Raw genomic sequence first — 23,338 nt, 5'->3', positions numbered from 1 at the left:
TCGCCGGCGCCGGAGCAGGCGTGGCTCTTTTTGCCACGAAAGGCTAAGATATTGGACTATATCAGTTGCAGCGAAGCCCGGGATCGGGAGGGCTTGAGGCTAGTCCTTTCTGCAGGGAGCCCTAATCCCTGGGGCGAGGCCGCGAAAAGCTTGTTCCATGTCAGGAATATTGCCTATCTTGCGGTTCGTCACCAAGGCATGGGGACGAACGACGAGATTTTCGCCTGGACGGGAACGCGAAACGCGCCCGTCGCGATGTATAACGACGACAGGCCTCGGCACAGCTGGATAGATATTCTGTATCTCGCGCAGCGGCTCGGCAGTGGGCCGTCGCTGCTGCCGGATGATCGCGCGGTCCAGGTCGAGTGCATCGGTCTGTCCCATGCGATTTGCGGCGAGGATGGTCTTGGCTGGAACCGGAGGCTCGACCTCTTTCACCGTCAGGTGCAAGCTGTCGGTGGAAAACCGGAACTCACCATCCTTCCCGAGAGAATGTTCAAAGATTTTAACGGCACGCCGGAGGCGATGGCCGCCGCATCCGATCGAGTCGTGTCGATACTCGAGATGTTTCAAAACCGGCTCGATCATCAGGTGAGTGCAGGTTCACCTTATCTGGTCGGAGACAGCCTGACGGCGCCCGATCTTCATCTCGCGACATTTCTCGGCATGTTGTCCCCTCTACCGGCCGAATTGAACCCTATGCCGGATCACATTCGGCACCTGTATGAATCAGGGGAGCCGCGATTGAGAAAGGCCGTCACCCCCGGCCTCCTGGCTCATCGCGATTTTATCTACGCACGATATCTGAAGCTGCCGATGGATTTCTAGGCGCTTACCAGGCGCGGCCGCGCTGCACGGAATCAGCATGGATTGCGCAGATTCGCCCAAACGAAACGGCCTTTTATCGTCGGGTTTCGAGTATCGTTGAGCATGGAAAACAGACTCTTCCGTCCGCCGACATCGCTGCGGGCGAGAAGCCAAGAGGGAGACGGGTTATGATAGGATTGACGAAATGATGCGGGGTACGAAGGCAATCCTCCTTGCGAGCGCATCCATCGCCAGCTTTTGCGGCAGCGCGCGGGCGCAGGAGAATGTGGCATCGACGGCTGCAACTCCTGCCGATGATGGCGATATCGTAGTGACGGCGCAACGTCGTGCTCAGGCGCTATCGGACGTCGGCATGTCAATCACCGCGATCGGCGCAGAGGCGCTTGCGCAGCGCAACGTCACCCAAGCCGAGGATCTGTCGAAGCTGGTCGCTGGTTTGTCGGTCAGCGACAGCGGCTTCAGTACGCCCATCTACACGCTTCGGGGCGTCGGCATCAACGAGCCGAGCGTGGGGTCCACCTCCTCAGTCGCGATCTATGTCGACGAAGTGCCGCTCGCATATCCAATCACTACCCAGGGTGCCGCGCTGGATCTCCAGCGGATCGAAGTGCTCAAGGGGCCGCAGGGCACGTTATATGGTCAAAACTCGACCGGCGGCGCGATCAACTATATCGCCAACAAGCCGACGGACGATTTCGCTGCGGGCGTCACAGGTACATTCGGACGCTTCAACCGCGGCAGCCTGGAGGGGTTCATCAGCGGTCCGATCACGCCCACGCTAAAGGCGCGCGTTGCCGCGCGTGGGACCCTGGGCGGCGGTTGGCAACGAAGCCTGACGCGGGACGATACCATCGGCAAGGTGAAGAACTTCGTCGGCAGGGCGATCGTCGAGTGGGAACCCGCCGACACTTTCCGCGTCACCTTCAACGCCAATGGTTGGATCGACCGATCTGATACGTTGGTGCCACAGCTTGTACGGGTGACGCCGACCAATCCGGCCCTGGCGCTTCCCAACGTAGTCAACGCACCTCGCCCCGGCGACAATGCGCGCGATACGGACTGGGAACCCAACACACCGCTCGATCGCGATGATAAGTTCTGGCAGGGGTCGGTGCGTGCTGAACTGGATGTGAGCGACGAGGTGAAGCTGACGTCGATCACAGCCTATTCCCATATGAACCGACGCCAGACGACGGATTATGACGGTATTGCCAATGCCCTGGCAGTGCAAAGAGAGCAGTTCGGCAAGATCAAATCGCTTTATCAGGAGGTCAGGCTTTCAGCTAATTTCTCCGGGGTGAACTGGGTGGTCGGCGTCAACATCTCGGACGACACGACAAATGATCGCATTCTGGAGGATATCAGGGATTCCTCGACCGTTCGGCTTCTAGCAGGTCTGCCGGCGCACGGCGCGGGAACCCGGGTTGATCAGAAGATCAACAGCTGGGGTGTCTTCACCAGCATCGATGTGCCGCTGACCGATCGGCTCAATTTCACTGGCGGCATTCGCCTCAGCGAGGAAACGAGGAAGTTCGAGGGTTGCGGAACCATTCTCGACGCGTTTTCCGCCCCAGCCTACACGAACCTGATCAACGTCTTCCGAGCGGGCGCCGGCCTTGCACCAGTGCCGCTGCTCCAGGTCGGCCAGTGCTTCTCGCTGTACCGTACTGCCGCCGGTCAGGCCCAGGACACGGGCGGTCTCCCGCTGTTGACGCCCGGGCTTGCCCATAAAGAGCTCAAACAGGACAATGTCCCCTGGAACCTCAATCTCAACTTCAAGCCGACCAGTCGATCCCTGATCTACGCGCGGGTCAGCAGGGGCTATAAGTCTGGCAATTTCGCTACGCTGGGTGCCCTCGATCCCATCGTCTACGGACCGGTGGTGCAAGAGAAGCTGACCGCATATGAGCTCGGTGGCCGCATCTCGGTCTCGCGCCTTCTTCGTTTCGAGGCTGCGATCTTTCGTTACGATTATATAAACAAGCAGCTTCGTGCTCGTATCTTCGCACCGCCTGTGGGCAACGTGTCGGCGCAGGACAATATTCCCAAGTCGAAGATAGAGGGAGCCGAATTCTCCGCTGTGATCAGTCCCGTTCGTGATCTGACGTTCAGCCTGAGTGGTACCTATATCAAGAGCAAGGTCATCAAGTATACGGGCTTCTCGGTGATCGGTAGCACGCCTGAGGATTTGAGCGGAACATCGTTTAACTTCACCCCGAAATACAGCCTCAACGCGGATCTGAATTATTCTCACCCGGTGACGAACACTTTGGATGCCTTCGTCGGAGTGAACGTAGCCTATCGCAGCAAGACCTCAGCCGTCTTTACGCCGCCGGGCAGCACCGGATTGCAGGATTTCGATATCAACAAATACACGCTCGTTGACGGGCAGCTGGGCATCAGCTCCCCCGAAGGAAAGTGGAAGGCCTGGATTTGGGGCCGGAACATATTCAACAAATATTATTGGACAAACGTGGTCAAGGCGGCCGACGTTACCGTCAGGTTCCCCGGAATGCCTGCGACCTATGGGGTTTCGGCTTCAATGACTTTCTGAGCAAGCCGGCACGTTCGAGGGTGATGGCTTATCCTTTCCTCGAACGTGCCGGTGAAATCAGGCGTGCCAACGACAAAGCAGGATCGGATTTAGTCCGGCCCGAAAACACCAGGATCGGCGTGCTCGTGTCTGACCTTCATTCTTCACCGTCGCGCAAAACATCGGATGTCGCGTCAGCCTACTCACCGATTGCGGCCTGGACATCGCTGGCGATCCTGCTGCTGCTATCGATGATCTCCATTCTTGATCGGCAGATCATCGCCCTCATGGTGGAGCCGATCAAGCGTGACCTTCGCCTGAGCGATACCGAACTTGGATTGCTGCAGGGCTTCGCCTTCGCGCTTTTTTACAGCATCGCCAGCATCCCTTTGGGCTGGGCCGTCGACCGTTATCCTCGCAAGATCATCATCTACCTGGCGGTCACGACCTGGTCGTTGAGCGCAGCGGCATGCGGTCTGGCGAGCAGCTTCTGGCAGCTCTTCTTCGGGCGCACCATGGTGGGCGTGGGTGAAGCGTCGCTCACGCCGGCGTCCGTATCGCTTATCAGCGACCTTTTCCCGCCCGAGAAGGTAGGAACGCCGATGGGCATCTATGCTGCCGGGTTTTATCTCGGGAGCGGTGTCGCGCTCGGCGTTGGAGGCTTGGTCGTCAGCCTCTTCGTCGGGAGCGCGTCGGTTTCATTCCCGATAATCGGCGATATCGCATCCTGGCAGGCCGTTTTTCTCGTTACGGGTTTGCCTGGCTTCGCGTTCGCTTTTCTGGCCTTGCTCCTCCGCGATCCGCGCCCTCCGCGTCGCGCGGATGCACACCGCAAGTCGGCGGTTCAGGGTTTTGGCGCGTACCTTACCGGCAATTGGAGCGTCGTCGTATACAGCTTCGGCGCCTTCGGCCTCGCGAGTCTCGTCGCATACGCCATGGGCGCTTGGACGCCCGCATATTTCGCCCGGACATTCGGGTGGCAACCGGGTGAAATAGGTTGGGTGTGGGGACTTGTCGTCGCTTTGTCCGGAGCGGCGGGGGCAGTCATGGGCGGAATGCTCATCGATCGCGTCAACAGAGCAGGCGTTCGCGACGCCTGTCTGATCGTGCCTGCGGGCAGCAGCCTTATCGCGTGGCCACTCGTCACCATGGGTTACATCGTAGCAAGCCCGCTCCTCGCTATTCTCTCGCTCGGCTTCGGGATGGTGGCACTGGGCGTAGTTTCCGCCGGCTCATTCTCGACCTGGCAGCGTATCGCGCCGCCCAGCCTTCGCGGCCGGGTGAGCGCTTGCTTCGTCCTTGTCTCCAGTCTGCTTGGGGCGGGAACGGGGCCCGTCGTGGTTGCCTTCATAACGGACTACATCCTTCGCGATGAGCGGCTGCTCGGGCAATCGCTTGCATGGACCATGGGATTGGCCATCCCGGCGATGGCGATGCTTCTCGTCCTCGGCCGCTCGGCCTGCGCCAACGGCATCCGCTTGGATTTCCTTCCATCGAACATGCCGAATGTCGCGTCAACGAAGTGACGGAGACGAGAAGTGAAGAATCTTTCTGGAAAAGTGGTGCTTGTCACCGGCGGCGCCTCGGGTCTGGGCAAAGCCACGGTCGCCCGTTTCGCGGAAGAGGGTTCCCGCGTAGTGGTAGCCGATTTGAATGTCGAGGGGGCGCAGGCTGTCGCAACGCAGTTCGGGGGGCGGGCGGTCGGAATGAATGTGGCGGATCCGGCTTCCGTGGAGCAGGCGATCTCGCTTGCGGTAGAGAGCTTCGGGCGACTGGATGTTCTTGTAAACAACGCGGGGATAGAATCTGCGCGCGCACTCATCCATGAAGCCACATTGGAAAATTGGCGCAACGTGATCGACGTCAATCTCACTGGCGTCTTCTACTGCATGAAATATGGCCTGGGACAGTTCGTCAAGCAGGGCGATGGCGGCAACATCGTCAATATCTCCTCCATCGCCGGCATGGTGGCGGTATCGGGTCTTCCGCCTTATGTCGCCGCAAAGGCGGGTGTCTCGAACCTCACCCGCGAGGCGGCCATCGAATATGGACCGCGCGGGATCAGAGTGAACGCGGTCGCGCCAACGGCGGTCTACACGCCGTTGCTGCAGCGCATGTCCGGCGCTTCAAAGCAACCATCGGAGGTCATCGATGGGTTGAAGGGGTTGAGTCCGCTGCACGGCGTCGCTGCGCCAGAGGATATCGCAGCGGCCGTCGCGTTTCTGGCGAGCGATGACGCCCGCTTCATAAGCGGTGTCACCTTGCCGGTCGATGGCGGGTTCACCGCCCAGTGAGCATCGTCCAGCGTCCATAGGCAGGAGAGAGCAACGTGAAATATTTTTCGGTGGCCGAAGCGCGGCAGATGCGGGGGCTTCGGCTTGTACTGACCGCCCATCTCCCGGGCCCATGGAGTGAATCCGCCAAGGCGATCTTCAACGCCCGCAACGTGCCCTACGTCGCCGTGGAACAGGTCGCCGGCGGCGCCAACGAGGAACTGTGCGTGTGGACCGGAGGCATCCGCAACGCGCCGGTCGCCATGCTGGATGATGATCCTCCTACCCATGGCTGGCTCGACCTCGCAATGATGGCGGAGCGCCTCGGCTCCGGCCCGTCCTTGCTTCCCGAGCAGTCTGCCGACCGCGCCCTCGCATTGGGCTTGTCCGCGGAAATCTGCGCGCCTCACGGCTTCGGCTGGGCGCGCCGTCTTCTCATGTTCGAGACGAGCTATGGCCCGAAGGACATGTCGGACGAATCCCCGGCACATGTCCGCACGATGTTGCTGCAATATGGTTTTTCTGATGCGGCCGTCACCGCTGCAAGAGCTCGCTTGATTGACATCATGGGCACGCTGGCTGGCCGTCTTCGCGCTCAGCGGGAGCGAGGGTCACGCTACATGATCGGCGACCAGCCGAGCACGATAGACTATCATTGGGCCTGCTTCTCCCAGATGGTGGCGCCACTGCCGGTTGAACACCAGCCGGCAATGCCGGCATGGCTCATCGACAAATATAGCGACCTTGATCCCGCAGTCGCAAAGGCACTCGATCCCCTGCTGATCGAACATCGTGATTTCATCTACCGAAATCATATCGGCCTTCCGCTGGAGTTCTAAGCCATGATCGATTTATATTATTATCCCACGCCCAACACCTGGAAGGCCAGCATCATGCTGGAAGAGTGCGGGCTTCCTTATCGGCTGAGGCCGATCAACATCATGGAGAACGAGCAGTTCGCGCCGGACTTCCTTGCGATCAGCCCGAACAACCGCGTGCCTGCAATTGTCGATCATGATGCGCCCGGAGGGCCGCAATCGGTATTCGAATCCGGGGCGATCCTCGTTTATCTCGCCGAGAAAACGGGCAAGTTTCTGGCGCCTTCCGGCCCGGCGCGTGTTTCGGCGCTTGAGTGGCTGTTCTGGCAGATGGGTGGCTTGGGGCCGATGGCGGGGCAGACGCATCACTTCATGCGTTCGGCTCCCGAGGGTAACGACTATGGCAAGGCCCGTTTCACCAAGGAGAGCGCACGACTTTATGGGGTCCTCGACCGGCGGCTGGCGGTCGCCGAATGGCTCGCGGGGGATCAATATGGCATTGCCGACATGGCAACCTGGGGCTGGGTCTACTTCCATCGCATGCACGGGCAGCAACTCGACGATTTCCCCAATATCGCGAGGTGGTACTTTGCCATGTATGAGCGGCCCGCGGTGCAACGAGGCATCGCAGCGGGTCGAGACGCCACGGATCCGCCGAGGCCCCCCTTCTGGGATGCGCCCGAGAACTTCGTTCATGCCAAAGCTACACAAGCCCCATAGGGCAATGATTGCACTTGCTGCGAGCCTCCCGGCGCCGGGAGCCCAGACATAGGGCAGCGTCAGCAGAGCAGCTGGTAGTCTGGGAAATGGCCACCGGCTGTTGTCAGCGTGGGCCTGCCCTTCCTCTATGCGTCGTCAATCAATGCAGAACGCGCCCTGATCGAAGCAGTCCCAAGGTCGCGCGCGACCCGCTAGAACAGCATTAAAAAACTGATCGGCGAGAGGGGAGGGGGGCCTGATCCTGGGTTGATCCGCAAACCCGTGGCCGGTGGCTCACGGCGAGGACCGGAATAATTACTCAACGCGTCCGAGCGTTGAGGGGAGCATCGCAGCAGTGCCGGCGCGAACTCAGTTCTGCTGCGGCGGGACGAGACCCGACCTGCGCAGGCAACTTGATTTGAAGACGACAGTCTCGGATTTCCGATCATCTCTTTCGCGTTCTGCGCACGCATGTTGCGGGCCAAAATCGCCTCCCTTAGCAAGAGGACCAGCGCTCGCGTCAGCAACCAAAAAAATGAGCTGGCAGCCTTTGGAGAGGAGGACGCGCTTCGCATGGCCGACAAGTTCACCCTGCCGCCGCACGTACCGAACGAACTCGTTGTTGATGTCGATTTTTACAATATGCCTGGCGCGGTGGTTGATCCGCAGCTCGCATGGCGCATTTTTAGCGGCAAGGGGCCGCTTGTCTATTCTCCCCGCAACGGTGGCCATTGGGTTGCGACAAACGGCGCGGATGTTTTCCGCTTTCTTCGTGCGACCGAGATATTTTCCAGCGCGCAGATCGTGCTTCCCAATCCTGGTCCGAGCCGCTTTCTGCCAGCTCAAAGCGATCCCCCAGAGCATGGCAAGTATCGCGCAAACATCATGCCTCTGTTCAGTCCGAAAGCGATCGAGTCCATCGATGGAGATGTACGATCGCTGACGATTTCGCTGATCGATGCGTTTCTCGGAGAGGGCAAATGCGAGTTCGTGTCCCAGTTCGCGCTGCAGCTTCCACTACGGATATTCCTGCACATCATGGGGCTCCCGGCTTCCGATCTCAAACTCCTGCGAGGCCTCGTCGAAGATTTCATAACTTCGCCCGAAATCGCTTCAAAGACGGCCGCACTGTCTGGCATCACCGAGTATCTGACCGGGGCGATCGACTATCGCCGTAAAAACCCAGGCAGCGACGGGGTATCCCGTATAATCGGATCGACGATCGACGGGCGTCCATATTCCGAGGAAGAGGTTATCTCGACCTTGACGCTGCTCTTGTTCGCGGGGCTCGACACCGTGGCCATGATGCTGAGCTTCATCACGCTGCACCTGGCAAGACATCCGGCGGACCGGCTCTATATCCGCGAAAATCCATCCCGGATGGGCGGCATCGTTCAGGAGCTCCTGCGCCGCTACACCGGCTCTAATGTCGCACGAGTGCTAGCCGTCGACTACTGCCACGAAGGTGTGGTCTTGAAGAGAGGTGATCGCATTCTGCTTTCTCCCACCTTTTTCAATATGAATGAAGACACGCTGGAACGACCAGATGAGGTCGACTTCACGCGTAATCCCCGACACATCACCTTTGGGGCCGGTCCTCACACCTGCGCCGGCGCGATACTTGCTCGGCGGGAGGTGACGATCTTCCTGGAGGAGTGGCTTACCCGCATCCCGGACTTCAAGGTGGACGGAGCACGACCGCCAATCATGAGCGCGTCGCAGCAGAACGCCATCACAAGCCTCTGGCTGCAGTGGGACGTCCCAATCGCTCAGTCCGGTGAGCGGCAAGAAGCGCTCGGATAGCGGCGATATCAGTACGGCTCAAACCTAATAACTGACGGCTAATAATCGAGGGGAGGAATGACCATGGGAAACGGTGTGGCTCGATGGTATCTGCGCGGCAGTGTCTGCATGCTGGCTATCGTATCCGGCTTTCCGGCATTCGCGCAAGAAGCAGCAAGCACCGAAGGGCAACTGGAGGAGATCGTGGTGGTCGCGCAGAAGCGCGAGGAGAATCAGCAGAAAGTCCCGCTCGCCATCACCACCTTTAACAGTGGCGCCCTGGAGTCTCGTGGCATCGACAATATCACCGATATCGCGATATCAATGCCAGGCATCCAGCTTGCAAACTCGGCCAGCGTCGTCCTTCCTTATCTGCGCGGCGTGGGAAGCAACGCTAACGCGGTCGGAAGTGAATCGAGTGTGGCCGTCTATCTCGACGGCGTGTATTATTCGCGTCTTCGAACCGGGTTTCTGGACCTTAATAATATTGACCGGATTGAAGTACTTAAGGGTCCGCAGGGCACATTGTTCGGCCGTAATTCCAGCGGCGGCGTCATTCACCTCATCACGAAGGATCCGTCTCATACCGGCTCGGTGAGGGGTAGCATCGGCTATGGTCGCTTTGATGCGTTCGCAGCGAATATCTATGCCACAACGGGCCTCACGGACAGGCTGGCCGCCGACATTGCGATCAGCGGGAAGACGGATGGCGGGTATGGCCGCAACGTGACGACTGGTAAGAAGAACGGCTATGAGGATAGCATTCTCGTCCGTTCCAAGCTGTTGTTCGAGCCATCTGACACGACCCGCTTCCTCCTGAGCGGCCTATACTCCTGGTCGAACGTTTCGGCGCAAGGCGGCACCTACCCGGGTACCACTCAGGGAACGCTCGAGCCCCCCTACACATTGTTTCGCCAGTCCGACATTGGCTATTACAATGTGCGTGACAACGAGGGCATGCATTATGAGTCGGAGACCTTCTCGCTCACGCTGAAAGCCGAGCAGGAGCTCTCTTTCGCGCGGCTGGTCAGCATCTCCGCTTATATCCTTGAGGATGAGGTCGGCGTGGCCGACGGCATATACGACCCGGCACCCAATTTTCGTGTCGATCTTCCCTCGACGGTGAAGCAGTTCACGCAAGAGCTTCAACTGCAAGGCCAGGGATCGCAACGTCTCAACTGGATCCTGGGTCTCTACTATTATAACAACGTCAGCCAATATGACAAAGGAACCTTCTTCCGGGGACTGCCCTTCGGTCCCGGTCTGAACGCACCCGCCGAGCAACGATCGGTCTCGTACGCCGCCTTTGGCCAAGCGACTTACGAGGTTGCTCCCGGGCTGAAACTGACCGGAGGACTTCGCTACACCATAGACAAAATCAAGGCGGATAGTGTCATCACCTTGCTGACCAATCCTCCGATCGTCGCTGTCGACTTCCCGGAGGATTCAAAAACCTTCAAGAAGCTGACCTTCAAGACGGCAATCGATTATCAGGTACAGGATAATGTTCTTGCCTATGCCTCGTTCAGCCGAGGGTATAAGTCGGGCCAGTATAATCTGCTGACCTACACACCCGTTCCGACCGACCCCGAGGTCCTGGACGCCTATGAGATCGGCATCAAGTCCGAGCTGTTCGATCGTCGATTGCGAATAAATGCGTCGGCCTTTTACTATGACATTACCGATCCGCAGGTGCTGCTGATCGCGAACGGCACGATCCTGCTTTCCAATGCGCAGGGCGCGCGGATCAAGGGCGTTGAATTGGAAGGACAGGTCGCCGTCACAAAGGGTCTCACAGCCCGATTTGGGGCGACCTATCTCGATCCGAAGTATACCGATTATCAGAATGCGCCGAGCGGCCCGCCCAATCCGAATACCAATCCGGCGCTTGGCCCTGTTGGAGGCACCATCTCGCCTCTGTTGTCCATCGATGCTAAGGGGAACCAGACACCTTACGCATCTAAGTTCACCGCCAACCTTGGCTTCGACTACATCCTCGAGACATCAAACGGCGATTGGCAGCTGACCGCTGACTATTATTACAATGATGGCTTCTATTTTGAGCCTGATAATTTCCTTCATCAGGGCAGATACAGCATCGTCAATGCGCAGCTGAAATTTATGCCGACCAAGAATCTCGGTGTGAGGATCTGGGGCAAGAATCTTACCGGCCAAAAATACGCCGCGAGTGCGTCCACGCAGGAAGGGGTCGCGGGCTATCCTTGGATGCCGGCCCCGCCGCGCAAATATGGAATAGCGGTCGATTTCAGCTTCTAGCCGCAGGCACGGCCTTGCGAACGTCGGAGGGTATCCGACGACGGGCCTATTCCTCAGATCGGATAACGAAGTTTCATCGAAAGGATCGGGCAGTGGACCAGGATCGGGTGTTGGCGCGCAGCGGCGGACGGCTGGACGGCAAAGTCCTGCTGATTACGGGAGCGGGCAATGGCATCGGCAGCGCCGTGGCTCGGGTAGCCGCGGCCGAAGGGGCTCGCTTGGCCCTGCTGGATTATGATGCCGATGCCGTCACGGCTGCAGCCGCGGCCATCGGTGGTAAAGACGTTCTGGCAATCCCCGCCGATGTCACTGAGATCGCCAGGATGGATGCTGTCGTTGACCAAGTCGTTGCGCGCTTTGGAAAGCTCGATGTCCTCGCGAACATTGCCGGCGTGATGGACCTCTTCGCACCGGTAGAAGAAGTCACGCCAGAGATATGGGATCGCATATTCAACGTAAACGTCCGCGCGGTAGCGTTCATGATGCAAAGCGCTCTTAAGCATATGCTTCCGGCCGGCTCGGGCTCCATCGTCAACATGGCGTCAACCGCCGGACTGAAGGCAGGCGGCGGCGGATCCCCTTATGCTGCCGCGAAGGGCGCGGTCATCAGCTTGACGCGTCAGGCGGCACACGAGGTGGGATCTCGCGGCGTGAGAGTGAACGCCGTGGCGCCCGGTGCAACGGAGACGAACTTTTTACAGTCTTCTACCAAGGCGATAGGGACGGTCGGGCCACAGGCCCAGCAGTTCCTTGCCGAAGCGGGTGAGGCTTATGGCCGCTCGATTACCCTTGGCCGCTATGCTCATGCGGCTGAGATCGCGCAGGCGACTGTGTTTCTGGCCTCAGATGAGGCAAGCTACATAACGGGGACGGTATTGGTCGTCGACGGCGGAGCCACGGTTTGACGATCCGCCGTCGCTGCCGGGCATGAGCCCATAAGCAGGTGATGAGCAGACGACGCCTGCCCTACCGGTACATCTGCGTTGACAGCCTCGGCTATGCGCCGATTGTTGAATGTGCCAGCGGCATGTCTGGCTTACGAGACGCGTGCGCACATTCCTCCGCCGGGAGCCGCGGGGTCCAGCTCGTCAGTCAGTTGGCGACTGATCCGCGGGTTCAGCAAGCCACTGCCCCCGTTCTCAGCAGGGAGGGCATCGGCTTTTGGGGGGGCTGCCCAGCTTATCGACCGGGCGCTGCGGTAACGAACTCCGTCCATGGCAGCCCCCCCAAAAATCCGGCGTGGCGTCGACTTGCCTTCGATTTAGCCGGCCATGTGCTCGACCCCGGTCAGAACCTCGAGGATGGTACCGTCGGGATCGTAGAAAGCAAACACGCCCGAGCGGGTGCCGCCTGGGGGCGTCATGAATTCCAGAGGGCCAAGCATCGTGACCCCCATGTCCAGCAGTTCCTGATAAACCTCTTCGATATTGTCGACGTGGAAGGCCATGCGAACGAAGCCCGCATGGTGAAGGGATTGGACTGGGGTTCCCTCGGTCGGCGGATCGAGATGCTGGCAGAGGTCGATGAGCATCGATTGGGGCGTATTGCCCAACTTCATGAACGCGGCTTTGATCGGATTGAAAGGCACGCCGAACGCGCTGGCATTGCGCTCCCCGAGTTCCCCCTCCATCTCGAAGCGGGCCGTGACATGGAAGCCCAGCGATTCATAGAAGGCGATCGAGCGATCCAGGTCCTTGACGTTGATGTTGATGTGGTAAATCCGGTTGAGGTTGACGGCCATCGTTCAGTCCTTGTCTGGTTATAGATGCTGGGCTTAAGGGTTGGAGTTCGGAACAGCGACCGAGAAAGACCCCGGTCTGCTGCGCGGTACGAAGCCTAGACGTGATTGCTTGGCCGCCCGACGAACTTCCGCAGCCCGTCTCCTGGGCCACGGAACCCTCCGGCGGCGGCCGACCTGGAGCCGATGAGAGGCGCCGTGCATGTCCGCGCTCGTACTGAAGGGCTTGTTGCCGGTACCTCAGGTTCAGCCATCCCGTTTTCCTCTCATGCAGCGTTCTTTTGGGGCTTCTGGCTGTCCCAAATGCCTGTCCGCGGCACTGCGCTACACGTCCGCTGCATATCCGATGAGTTTTGCTTTTGTGGCAAAATGATCAGTCCATTGCACAAGTGCGCATGGCGTCTCAGGCCCATCGCAGCGCCGCTTTTCTGAATTTTTGTACGATCTGGCGAACCCGCCGCAGCTTTCCTTCCTGGGGCGGGACTGTCAGACCAGTGTCTAAGGACCAATTACATGGGCGAGGGTAGCGGATGGTGGCGAATTTAGACGACGCGGCGGCTTTGCGGGAGCTGAAGGCGCGAGCGGACATTCATCAGGTGCTGGCGCGGCTCGCAAGAGCGCTCGATCGCTGTGACCGAGCTCTCGCCCTTTCCGCCTATCATGAGGACGGGTGGGACGCGCACGGAAGCTTCAATGGGCCGGCGGCGGAGTTCGTCGAATGGGCGATCGACACCCAGAGCAATCATTTCCTCTGGACGTCCCACTACATCACTAACATCTATATCGAACTTGATGGGGACAAGGCTGCGGTCGAGACCTATGTTCAGGTCATCATGCGTTTCGAGCGGGACGGGGGACTGTTCGATCTTGCGGGGTGCGGCCGCTATCTCGACCGCTTCGAATGCCGAGATGGCGTTTGGAAAATCGCACATCGCCAGGTTATTGGAGACTGGAACCGGGTCGATCCCGTCGTCGAGCAGATGGCCGACGGACTTGTCCAACAACTTGTCCGAGGGACACGCGCGCCTGATGATCCTTCCTACGGCTATTTCGCAGCGAGGGGCAGGGTCGCGGCCGCGACCGTCTGATCCAGGCGCAAGACCATGCCTTAGTCTGAGCCGCTCGCGCATCCAGCAGTTCGTGGGTCTTTCGACAGCCTGGCTACGTCGGCAGCTCTGAAGAACCTGGACTATTCTGCAAAGCCGGCGCGCGCAGCCGTTTCGATCCGACGGCGATCGCGGGCTTGGAAGGGCATCGTCCGGTGCGGTCCTGCGTCTCCATGATCCAAAACCGGCTTCATCAGACCGTGAAGCCGTGCCACCGGTAGAGAAAGCCCGCGATAATGGCTGATGATGAAATCCGCTCCCCAAATCAGGCTGGCGCCAAAGCCAGCGGCAGGCGGCCGGCAGGGCTCGCCCTTCGCGGAATGATCCTCGCCTATGCGGCTGTCCTCGCCCTTGTGGGCGGTGCTCTGCTGCTCGGCGGGATTAGGCTTATCTGGCTCGGTGGCTCCTTCTACTACGCGCTTGCCGGAGGAGCCACTCTGATCGCGGGCGTTTTGGTTGCCATGCGGCGGCGTGAGGGCGTCGGGGTCTATGCCATCATGCTGCTGGCGACGATCGCCTGGGCGGTTGGTGAAGCGGGGGCCAATGGATGGGCGCTCGCCCCACGCATCATCCCGCCCTTCGTACTCGGCATTCCGCTGATATTCTGGAAAGGCGCAGAACGGGAAGGCACCCAGCGGGCCGCTGCGCGACATCGCAACAGAGGCATGCGCATTGGTGGTATAGCCGCGATAGCGATAATGGTCGCGCTCGGGGGCCTGACGCATAGGTTTTTCGTATCGCCGTCCATCGATCCGGCGTTCCAGGCTGGGGTGGGTGCGGCGGACGCGGCAGTAGCAGCCGGCAGCGATATGCCGGCCGCCGATTGGGCTCATTATGGAGGCGACGCAGGCGCCCATCGATCGAGCGGACTCGGCCAGATCACGCCGGATAACGTCGACAAGCTGAAGGTGGCCTGGACATATCGGGTCGGGCCGACCCCACCCGGACTCGGAAAGCAATCCGCCCTGGAAATGACTCCGCTCAAGATCGGCGATACGCTCTATGCCTGCACCGGCTACAGCGACGTCATCGCGCTGGATGCCGAGAATGGGAAGGAAAGGTGGCGCTTTCGATCAGGTGCGGACATTCGTGAAGTCCCCGTAGCTGCCTGCCGCGGTCTGGCTTTCGCAAGGGTTGACGACGCGCAATGCCCGGAGCGCATTCTGACGAACACGGTCGATGCGAGACTCATAGCGCTCGATGCGCATACCGGTCGGAAATGTACGGGCTTTGGTAGAGCGGGCGAGGTGTCCCTGCTCGAAGGCATGGGTCCTGTGCGTCCGGGCTATTACTACCAGACATCGGCGCCGACGGCGGTTGGAGGCAATGTCGTCCTTGGCGGCTGGGTCTTCGACAACCAGTTCTGGGGCGAGCCTTCCGGCGTGATCCGCGCCTATGATGTGAAGACCGGGAAACTTTCCTGGGCATGGGACATGGGGCGTCCGGACCGGAAAGGTGCGCCGCCGGCAGGCGAAACCTATACCCCGTCTACGCCGAACAGCTGGGCTCCGATGGCGGCCGACGAGGCGCTGGGACTCGTCTATGTCCCTCTGGGCGGAGCGCCGCCGGATCATTTCGGCGGCCGACGCCGCCCATTCGACGAGAAATATGGGAGTTCGATCGTCGCGCTGGACGCACGGACCGGTACTGTTCGCTGGTCCTTCCAGACGGTGCATCATGATCTCTGGGACTATGATGTCCTCTCGCCCAGTCTAGTCGACATCCGACGCGGCGCATCGATCGTGCCGGCGCTCGTGCAGCCCACCAAGCGGGGCCAACTGTTCCTCCTCGACCGAAGAACCGGCAAGCCACTTTCCACGGTAGTCGAGCGCCCGGTTCCGCAAAGCGGCATCGTAGCTGGCGAACGCCTTTCGCCCACGCAGCCCTATTCCACGGGTCTGCCTGCCTTGAGCGGGCCGGCCCTGACTGAACGCGACATGTGGGGGGTCACCGCGCTCGATCAGCTCTGGTGCCGGATTCGCTTCAAGGAGGCTCGGTTCGAGGGGGAATTTACGCCGCCCGGCCTTTCCCCTTTCATCATCTATCCGGGCTATATGGGCGGAAGCAACTGGGGCGGGGTCTCGATCGACCCCAGGCGCAATGTCGCGATCGTCGGCACATTGCGCCTGGCGACTTACGCGCGGCTCATCCCCGATACCGAGCGCCGTCGTGACGGGATACGGCCGATTGTCTGGTCAAAGATAGGCACATCGACGGGAGGGCATCCTTCGCTGGCTGCCCAGCAAGGAACGCCCGTCGGCATCGAACTCAACCCATTCCTGTCCCCGCTGGGCATCCCCTGCCAACAGCCGCCTTATGGCGTGCTCTCGGCGGTCAATGTGCGAACGGGCAAGCTGGTCTGGACGCAGCCGATCGGGAGCGCAGAGGAGAGCGGGCCGCTGGGCTATCGCTCCCATCTCTATTTGCGCGTGGGTACGCCGCTGCAGGGCGGCTCGCTGACAACCGCCAGTGGCCTTACCTTCATCGGAGCCAGCCAAGACGCCTATTTCCGCGCGTACGACACCGGCAGCGGTAAGCTTCTCTGGGAAGCGAAGCTGCCGGCCGGCGGTCACGCGTCGCCTGCAACCTATCTATCGCCGTCCGGCCGTCAGATGGTCGTCATAGCTGCGGGAGGGTCGTTGCCCTTAAGGTCAAGGATGGGCGACTATATCGTAGCATATAGCTTGGGCGACAAGGATCGCCGGAAACCGGAGCAGCATCCATGAAATTCACCACCTTTGTCGCCGCCCCATCTGGAGAGGATATCGAGGCTTTCCAGGCGTGGTTCACGACGGAATATTTTCAGCGCTTTGTCGAGGCCAGCGTTGGTCTAGTCTCGGCCGTGGTCCGGTTGTCGCAGCCTGCGCCTGGCCAGGCTCCGGAACGGAGGGGCGATCCGGGTGACCCCGCGCAGGTCGCCTACCATGTGTTGCTCGAAAGCTGGTTCGTCACCACGGAGGATTTCCGGCGCACGGTTCGTATAGCAGAGCCGCTCTTGCGCAAGCGAGGCGCCGCTTTCGTCAGCTATCGCGTCACCCCGATGCTGGAGAAGGACCCGCGATTTGCGGAGGCCGGGAGCAAAGGAGCACGCCCCGCGCTGACCTATGTGACACCTGTCAGCTGGCTCGCCGAGCTGTCAGGCGCGGAAGCACGTCGTCATTGGGATGAGCATGTCTCGACAGCGCTTCGCGTCCACGCAAGTCTGACCAAATATGAGCGCAATTGGGTCGATGAAGTCGTGTCATGGTCCGAGGGCGCATCTCCCGTGGGCGGCTACGCGGATTTCTCGTTTCAAACCATTGAGGACTGGGATCAGTTCTTCCCAGACGACGCGGCCAGACTGGAGATCGCTCAGGATATTGCGAACTTCATTCAGTCAGGTTCGGGTATCTTCCTCGGAGACGTCGCCGTAGCCCATGGCTAGACCCGAAGTGCGCGTGCATCATGGCTGATGTCGGCAGCGCTTACGTGGATGCAGAGCTGCCTCGCGCCTCGCTTATCCTCCCCACTATCTGTTCCGGGGCAGCCGACTAGGTCCTATTGTCACGCCGACCGCTTGACAGTGAGGGAGGCGCGCCGCAGGCGCGCATCCCTGATCATAAGACCCAAGCCGGTAGGCTGGTGTCAGGCGGAGGGGAAATCCGTGCTGAGCGAGAGCGCGCGCCAAGCGTCGGCTTGCGCGTGAAAGGTATCGCCTCGCGCCTGCAGGGTAGCGAGGGCATCGGATCCCACCGCTACGCGCACCGGCGTTTCCTCCGCGTCCAGGATTGCGAGGATTACCTTGCCAATCTTGGAGGGATCACCCTGCTGATGGTGATTGAATCCGGCCAGCGCCGCCTTGTGGGCCTCCGAACCCGCCTTGTAATCGTCGATCTCAAGGCCGGAAAACTTGACGGAGCTTTGATCGAGGAAATCGGTACGGAACTGCCCTGGCTCGAGCAGCGTCACCTTGATCCCAAACTCTGCCAATTCCTGGCCGATTGATTCAGACCATCCCTCGAGAGCGAACTTCGTTGCGCAGTAGAGCGAGGAGTTTCCAAAGCCCACGAGGCCAACGAGAGACGAAATGGTGAAGATGTGCCCAGAGCGCTGCGCCCGCAAAATCGGGAGAACGGCTCGAGTCACATGAAACGTTCCGAAAACATTGGTATCGAATTGCCGTTGGATCTGCTCATGCGAACTCGCCTCGAACGGACCAATCTGAGCGAAGCCCGCATTGTTGACGAGGACATCAATCCTGCCGAATGCAGCGACAGCAGCCTTTACGGCTTCTTGCGCTTGATCGGCGTTCGTCACGTCGAGCGGAACGGCCAAGAGGCGGTCGCCAGAACCGCCAAGGGCGGCCGCGACATCTTCCGGCTTGCGCGATGCCGCGACAACGCGATCGCCCGCAGCGAGGGCGGAGCGTGCAATCTCCAAGCCGATGCCTCGGTTGGCACCCGTTACGAACCAGCTTCTCATGATCTTGCTCCTTGAATTGGCAGGGCGCGCTTCACGCGCCCTGCTGTTTGTTCAGTGTCGATGCACGATCTCACGCCAGGTGAGACACGCTGATTTCAGCGCAGCAGCACGAGTTCCTCGGCCATCGAGGGATGCAGCGCGACGGTCTGATCGAAGGCCGCTTTGGTAAGGCCCGCTTTCACAGCTACGGCAGCGACCTGGAGCAATTCCGGTGCATCCGGACCAATCATATGGATGCCGAGCACCCGTTCGCTTTCGGCGTCGACGATCATCTTGTACAGGGCGCGCTCATCACGTCCGGCAAGAACATTCTTCATCGGCTTGAAGCTAGACCGATAGACTTTGATCGGTTGGCCCAGTGCTTGCGCGCTTGCTTCGGTAAGGCCAACGCCAGCCATGGGCGGATGGCTGAACACCGCGCTCGGTATATGTTCGTAGTCGACTTCGGATGGCTTCCCACCGAATTGAGCGTCCGCGAAACATTGGCCCTCGCGGATCGCCACCGGCGTGAGCTGCACCCGATTTGTGACATCGCCCACCGCAAACACATTTGGAAGGTTAGTTCGATACTCGGCGTCGATCCTGATGGCACCATTTGCGTCCACGGCGACGCCGGCACCCTCCAGACCCATGTCGAAGCTTTTGGGTACCCGCCCTATGGCAAATAGGATCGCATCAGCCTCGATAGGCTCCTGTCCGACGATGTAGGCGATCAGCGATCCGTCGGAACGCTTTTCTATCCGCTGGAAGGCTGCATGGAAGCGGAAGGAGATACCCTTCGCAACTGATATGTCCTGCAGACGCCGGCAGAGTTCCTCATCATAGCCACGCAGGATCGCGTCGCCGCGCGTCATCAGTGTGACATCGGCCCCAAACTCGTTGAAGATGCCGGCGAATTCATTGGCGATATAGCCGCCGCCCGCGATCAAGATGCGGCGGGGAAGGGCGTCCAGGTGGAAGACCTCGTTCGAAGTGATCCCATATTCAGCGCCAGGGCAGTCGGGACGTGCAGGCCATGCACCCGTAGCGAGCAGGATCCGATCAGCCTCGAGCGACTGACCGTCCTCCAGAACGACGCGATTAGGATCGGCAAGCCTTGCGCGGCCATGTACGAGCTCGACGCCGGCAGACGTCAGCGACGACTTATAGAGACCTTCCAGTCGGCTGACTTCGCTCAAGACGCGATCGCGCAGCACCGGCCAGTCGAAACGACAGGGTGGGACGTCCCAACCGAACTGACGGGCATCGCGCAGATCCTCCGCGAAGTGAGCGCCATAGACGAGCAGCTTCTTGGGCACGCAGCCGCGGATCACGCATGTCCCCCCGACGCGATGTTCCTCAATCAGAGCAACGCGCGCGCCATGGTTGGACGCGACACGCGCGGCCCGTACCCCGCCCGAGCCAGCGCCCACGACGATAAGATCATAGCGCGACGACGATGTTATTGTATCAACCATAGGTCAGACTTCATTCCGGCTCATGAGACCTGCGAGATGCTCGGCCTGGCGGAGCGCCAGTGCGACGATCGTGAGGGTCGGGTTTTCAGCGGCACTGGTCGTGAACTGGCTACCATCGGAGATGAACAGATTGCTCACCTCGTGAGACCGACCCCAGCGGTCGACAACGCCGTCTTCCGGACGGTCGCTCATCCGGTTGGTGCCAAGGTTATGGGTCGATGGATAGGGCGGCGTGACGATAGTGCGCGTTGCCCCCACGGCATTATAGATGGCTTCCCCTTGCTTGTAGGCATGGGCGCGCATCGCCAGATCATTGGCATGATCGTCATAATGGACATTAGCCACGGGCATGCCGTGCTGGTCCTTGACCTCGCTGCTGAGCGTGACCCGGTTGTTGGCCTGCGGCATGTCTTCGCCGACAATCCAGAGTCCTGCCATGTGATCATAGCGATCGAGCGCCGAGGTGAAGTCGCGACCCCAGGCGCCTGGGTTCATGAACGCGGCCATGAAGGGGAGACCAAGAGAAATGGTCTCCATCTCGAAGCCGCCGACATAGCCCCGCGAGGGATCGTGGCGCGCCTCGTCCCGCACGATGCCAGCCATGACGGTGCCACGATACATGTGGACCGGCTTGTCGAAAATGCCCCATACCGTTCCAGTCGTATGGCGCATATAATGCCGCCCGACATGGCCGGCGCCGTTGGCTAGGCCATGCGGGAAAAGCGAGCTTGCAGAATTGAGGAGCAGCCTTGGGCTTTCTATCGAATTCCCCGCGATCGCCACCACCCGCGCTCTCTGCCGCTGAATCTTGCCGTCCGCATCCGCGTAAATCGCCGCTGTGGCTCTCCCACGCGCGTCATGTTCGATGCGCAGGACGTGGCATTCGGCACGAACCTCCAGCTTTCCCGTCGCCTCACCCTTGGGGATTTCGGTATAGAGGGTGGACCATTTCGCACCGGACTTGCACCCCTGGAAGCAAAAGCCGATCTGCTGACATGCGCCTCTACCATCGCGCGGCTGGCTGTTGATCGACATGTTCCCGGTATGAACTTCCTTGTAGCCGATCTTCGTGGCCCCGGCGTGCAACACCTTGAAATTATTGTTCCCCGGAAGCCGTGGTATCCCGTTGGTCCCGGTCGTGCCCATCCGAAATTCCGCGGCGGCGTACCACGGTGCCATTTCGGCAGCGTCGATTGGCCAGTCGAGCAGCGCGGCGCCGGCGATGTCGCCGTAGGTTGTGCGGGCCTTCCATTCATGATCCTGGAAGCGCAAGGACGCTCCGGCCCAATGCGTGGTCGTGCCGCCCACGGCTTTGACGATCCAGGCGGGCAGCTCGGGAAAATCGGTCGCGATACGCCAGGAACCTGATGTCGTTCGGCGATCTGTCCAGGCGAGCTGCCCGAAACTTTCCCACTCGTCATTGACGAAGTCGGCGATTTCGTAGCGCTTCCCCGCCTCAAGGCATACGACCTTGATGCCCTTCTGCGCCAGCTCGTTTGCCAAGGTGCCGCCACCCGCGCCCGAGCCCACGATGACGACGACGCTGTCGTCATTCAGATCAAATTTCGCTGTCATGAACCATCCCTCCGCCTTGTTCAGGCCGGCAGCCAATCGATGTCGTCGAAGCCGCGACGGATATATCCGCCTTTTTCCGCGGACGATCCTTCGTAACCAAAGCGGCTCCACAGCGTTTGCTGGTTATACAGGGACGTGACGAGCCCCGACCGAAGGGTTTTGAAGAAATCGCTGCTTTCAATCGTCTTCAAGACAAGGGCGCGATCCTGCTCATGCTCGATCGCGAGATATGGGCGCCCGTACTTCCTTCGTGCAGCATCGTCGAGCAGCGCGGCACCGGCTCGAAGAAGCTGGTTCTTGCTCGCGTCGGCGGCGAGCTGTTCGGCGATCGTTGCGATTGCGCGCTGATACTGATCGTCTGCGAAGCGGTCGTGCGGAAAAAGATCTCGCGCCATCCGTATCAAGGGAGCGGAATCGGCAAAACCCATCGGCATCGATTGTGCGAGTACCCGGCCTGGAAGAACTGCCGCCGCGGATGCCATGAAGACAGCAGTGGCCGATCCGACAATCAATGTCCTTCGATCGAAATTACCGTTCCTGTCTTCAATGTGCATGGCCTTGCCCCGATATGTGAAAGAAGACGAATTTGAGAGCCGTCTTCGAACGATCAGAAGAGTGCGGTGTAGAGAAAATAGCCGGCGATAAGCACGCACGACATGATACAGACACGGTCACCTATGATATCGATGCGTGACATCGGATAAGATCCTTCAGGCGAGCGAAATATTCACCGCGCATCTGCCGTTCGGCAGGTTCGCATTAGCGGTAGCGGCCATTTTTCTGCAGGACCTCGATCTTGTAGCCGTCGGGATCGCTGATGAAGAAGAACCGAGCGGGCAGCCGTTCGTCCTTGAATTCCTTGATGGGCTGAGGCGAAAGGCCGGCACTTTCCATACGCGCATGTTCAGCATCCAGGTCATCGCTCACGACCGCTATGTGACCGTAGCCTTCACCGAGCGAATAGGGCTCGACCCGCCCATGATTGACGGTCAGCTCCAGCTCGAAATCATTGTCCGGGCTGCGCAGATAGACGAGCGTGAAGTCATCGAACGGAAATCGTCCAGCGACATCAAGACCCAGAGCTTCCTTGTAGAACTCTATGGACTTTCGTTCGTCCGTCACGCGCACCATGGAGTGGATGATCTTAGCCATGCTTGCTTGCTCCCAAATATGAAGTCGGGCTATCGATCATTTGCCGTTTAGTCCCTTGAGATAACCAATGATCGCCAGGCGCTTGGCTGCATCAGGCTGACGATAGTTCATGACGCTGCCAGGAACTTGAGCGTTGCTGTCGGCAAGCCAAAGATTGAGCGTTTGGTCGGTCCACTTGATCCGGGAAGAGCGCAGCGCGCTGGAGTAATTGAAGCCCGGCGACTTCCCGGCGGTCCGGCCCACGACACCAGCCAGCGACGGACCGACACGAACCTCTCCCGCTATGGTGGAATGGCATGCTCCGCATTGCTGCCCAAAAAGCTTCTCACCACTCGGCGGGCCGGACTTGGGCACAACAACACCTTGGCTGTGAGCAGCCGAACCGATGATCAACCCAAGACTCATCGCTACGGTAGAGGGAAGCACCCGGAAGGCGGTGCCGCAACAACGGCGGTGATTTTGGCCTTTGCCGATGTAAGCCGCCTTCAGTATTCCAGATCGCACCTGTTCATCTCCGCCATGCTTGCCGGAACCAGATTGCCATTCCGGTGGCGCCAAAAGCGATCTTTCCGGGTTGCTCATTGTGGCATTCACTATGGCGGATTGATCATCGAGACCCGCCGTGCCTGTTGCTTTCCT

General features: G+C 59.9%; 19 protein-coding genes. 12 read left to right on the top strand and 7 right to left on the bottom strand.

From position 1 onward, the window contains the following. Nucleotides 1-51 precede the first annotated feature (51 nt). From ACETPF_RS19060 to ACETPF_RS19020, 9 genes are all read left to right on the top strand, one after another. On the top strand, nucleotides 52-828 hold the full coding sequence (locus ACETPF_RS19060; RefSeq protein WP_373936189.1) for a glutathione binding-like protein: 777 nt from the start codon (nucleotides 52-54) through the stop codon (nucleotides 826-828). A gap of 184 nt (nucleotides 829-1,012) precedes the next feature. Continuing rightward, nucleotides 1,013-3,382, top strand: a complete 2,370-nt coding sequence (locus ACETPF_RS19055; protein WP_373936188.1) for a TonB-dependent receptor — start codon at nucleotides 1,013-1,015, stop codon at nucleotides 3,380-3,382. A 23-nt stretch (nucleotides 3,383-3,405) separates the two neighbouring features. Continuing rightward, nucleotides 3,406-4,887, top strand: coding sequence for a spinster family MFS transporter (locus tag ACETPF_RS19050; protein WP_373936187.1), 1,482 nt, complete (start codon nucleotides 3,406-3,408; stop codon nucleotides 4,885-4,887). A gap of 12 nt (nucleotides 4,888-4,899) precedes the next feature. Beyond that, nucleotides 4,900-5,655, top strand: a complete 756-nt coding sequence (locus tag ACETPF_RS19045; RefSeq protein WP_373936186.1) for an SDR family NAD(P)-dependent oxidoreductase — start codon at nucleotides 4,900-4,902, stop codon at nucleotides 5,653-5,655. Between the two features lie 68 nt (nucleotides 5,656-5,723). After that, nucleotides 5,724-6,473 carry a hypothetical protein gene (locus ACETPF_RS19040; protein ID WP_373936185.1) on the top strand — a complete coding sequence of 250 codons (750 nt, stop codon included), beginning with the start codon at nucleotides 5,724-5,726 and terminating at the stop codon, nucleotides 6,471-6,473. A gap of 3 nt (nucleotides 6,474-6,476) precedes the next feature. Continuing rightward, on the top strand, nucleotides 6,477-7,172 hold the full coding sequence (locus ACETPF_RS19035) for a glutathione S-transferase family protein (protein ID WP_373936184.1): 696 nt from the start codon (nucleotides 6,477-6,479) through the stop codon (nucleotides 7,170-7,172). Nucleotides 7,173-7,724: 552 nt separating this feature from the next. Continuing rightward, nucleotides 7,725-8,954, top strand: coding sequence for a cytochrome P450 (locus ACETPF_RS19030; RefSeq protein ID WP_373936183.1), 1,230 nt, complete (start codon nucleotides 7,725-7,727; stop codon nucleotides 8,952-8,954). Nucleotides 8,955-9,011: 57 nt separating this feature from the next. Continuing rightward, nucleotides 9,012-11,210 carry a TonB-dependent receptor gene (locus tag ACETPF_RS19025; protein ID WP_373936182.1) on the top strand — a complete coding sequence of 733 codons (2,199 nt, stop codon included), beginning with the start codon at nucleotides 9,012-9,014 and terminating at the stop codon, nucleotides 11,208-11,210. Nucleotides 11,211-11,302: 92 nt separating this feature from the next. Next, nucleotides 11,303-12,115, top strand: coding sequence for an SDR family NAD(P)-dependent oxidoreductase (locus ACETPF_RS19020; protein ID WP_373936181.1), 813 nt, complete (start codon nucleotides 11,303-11,305; stop codon nucleotides 12,113-12,115). 356 nt (nucleotides 12,116-12,471) lie between these two features. Here ACETPF_RS19020 and ACETPF_RS19015 read toward each other — a convergent pair whose 3' ends face one another. Beyond that, complete coding sequence (locus tag ACETPF_RS19015) at nucleotides 12,472-12,951, bottom strand: VOC family protein (RefSeq protein ID WP_373936180.1); 480 nt, start codon at nucleotides 12,949-12,951, stop codon at nucleotides 12,472-12,474. A gap of 527 nt (nucleotides 12,952-13,478) precedes the next feature. Between ACETPF_RS19015 and ACETPF_RS19010 the strand changes: the two genes are divergently transcribed. The 3 genes from ACETPF_RS19010 to ACETPF_RS19000 all read left to right on the top strand — a co-directional run bounded on the left by ACETPF_RS19010 (nucleotide 13,479) and on the right by ACETPF_RS19000 (nucleotide 17,478). Beyond that, on the top strand, nucleotides 13,479-14,036 hold the full coding sequence (locus tag ACETPF_RS19010; RefSeq protein WP_373936179.1) for a nuclear transport factor 2 family protein: 558 nt from the start codon (nucleotides 13,479-13,481) through the stop codon (nucleotides 14,034-14,036). 254 nt (nucleotides 14,037-14,290) lie between these two features. After that, a complete protein-coding gene (locus tag ACETPF_RS19005; protein WP_373936178.1) occupies nucleotides 14,291-16,780 on the top strand; it encodes a membrane-bound PQQ-dependent dehydrogenase, glucose/quinate/shikimate family in 2,490 nt (829 codons plus the stop codon). Next, nucleotides 16,777-17,478, top strand: coding sequence for an EthD domain-containing protein (locus ACETPF_RS19000; RefSeq protein ID WP_373936177.1), 702 nt, complete (start codon nucleotides 16,777-16,779; stop codon nucleotides 17,476-17,478). The genes ACETPF_RS19005 and ACETPF_RS19000 overlap by 4 nt, the downstream gene beginning before the upstream one ends. Nucleotides 17,479-17,678: 200 nt before the next feature. Here ACETPF_RS19000 and ACETPF_RS18995 read toward each other — a convergent pair whose 3' ends face one another. The 6 genes from ACETPF_RS18995 to ACETPF_RS18970 all read right to left on the bottom strand — a co-directional run bounded on the left by ACETPF_RS18995 (nucleotide 17,679) and on the right by ACETPF_RS18970 (nucleotide 23,281). Continuing rightward, a complete protein-coding gene (locus tag ACETPF_RS18995; protein ID WP_373936176.1) occupies nucleotides 17,679-18,515 on the bottom strand; it encodes an oxidoreductase in 837 nt (278 codons plus the stop codon). A gap of 95 nt (nucleotides 18,516-18,610) precedes the next feature. Then, nucleotides 18,611-19,972, bottom strand: a complete 1,362-nt coding sequence (gene gorA / locus ACETPF_RS18990) for a glutathione-disulfide reductase (RefSeq protein WP_373936175.1) — start codon at nucleotides 19,970-19,972, stop codon at nucleotides 18,611-18,613. A 3-nt stretch (nucleotides 19,973-19,975) separates the two neighbouring features. Beyond that, nucleotides 19,976-21,658: a GMC family oxidoreductase gene (locus tag ACETPF_RS18985; RefSeq protein ID WP_373936174.1), complete on the bottom strand. Its 1,683-nt coding sequence runs from the start codon at nucleotides 21,656-21,658 to the stop codon at nucleotides 19,976-19,978. Continuing rightward, entirely contained in the window at nucleotides 21,568-22,101 is a 534-nt protein-coding gene (locus ACETPF_RS18980; RefSeq protein ID WP_373936173.1) for a hypothetical protein, read from the bottom strand. Before ACETPF_RS18980 ends, ACETPF_RS18985 begins: the two co-directional genes overlap by 91 nt. A gap of 205 nt (nucleotides 22,102-22,306) precedes the next feature. Continuing rightward, nucleotides 22,307-22,699 carry a VOC family protein gene (locus ACETPF_RS18975; protein WP_373936172.1) on the bottom strand — a complete coding sequence of 131 codons (393 nt, stop codon included), beginning with the start codon at nucleotides 22,697-22,699 and terminating at the stop codon, nucleotides 22,307-22,309. A gap of 36 nt (nucleotides 22,700-22,735) precedes the next feature. Then, nucleotides 22,736-23,281, bottom strand: a complete 546-nt coding sequence (locus ACETPF_RS18970; RefSeq protein WP_373936171.1) for a c-type cytochrome — start codon at nucleotides 23,279-23,281, stop codon at nucleotides 22,736-22,738. Between the last annotated feature and the right edge of the window lie 57 nt (nucleotides 23,282-23,338).

The organism is Sphingobium agrisoli (genome assembly GCF_041877245.1).
In the GTDB taxonomy this organism is placed as follows: domain Bacteria; phylum Pseudomonadota; class Alphaproteobacteria; order Sphingomonadales; family Sphingomonadaceae; genus Sphingobium.
This window is presented reverse-complemented; position numbering and strand designations above follow the sequence as displayed.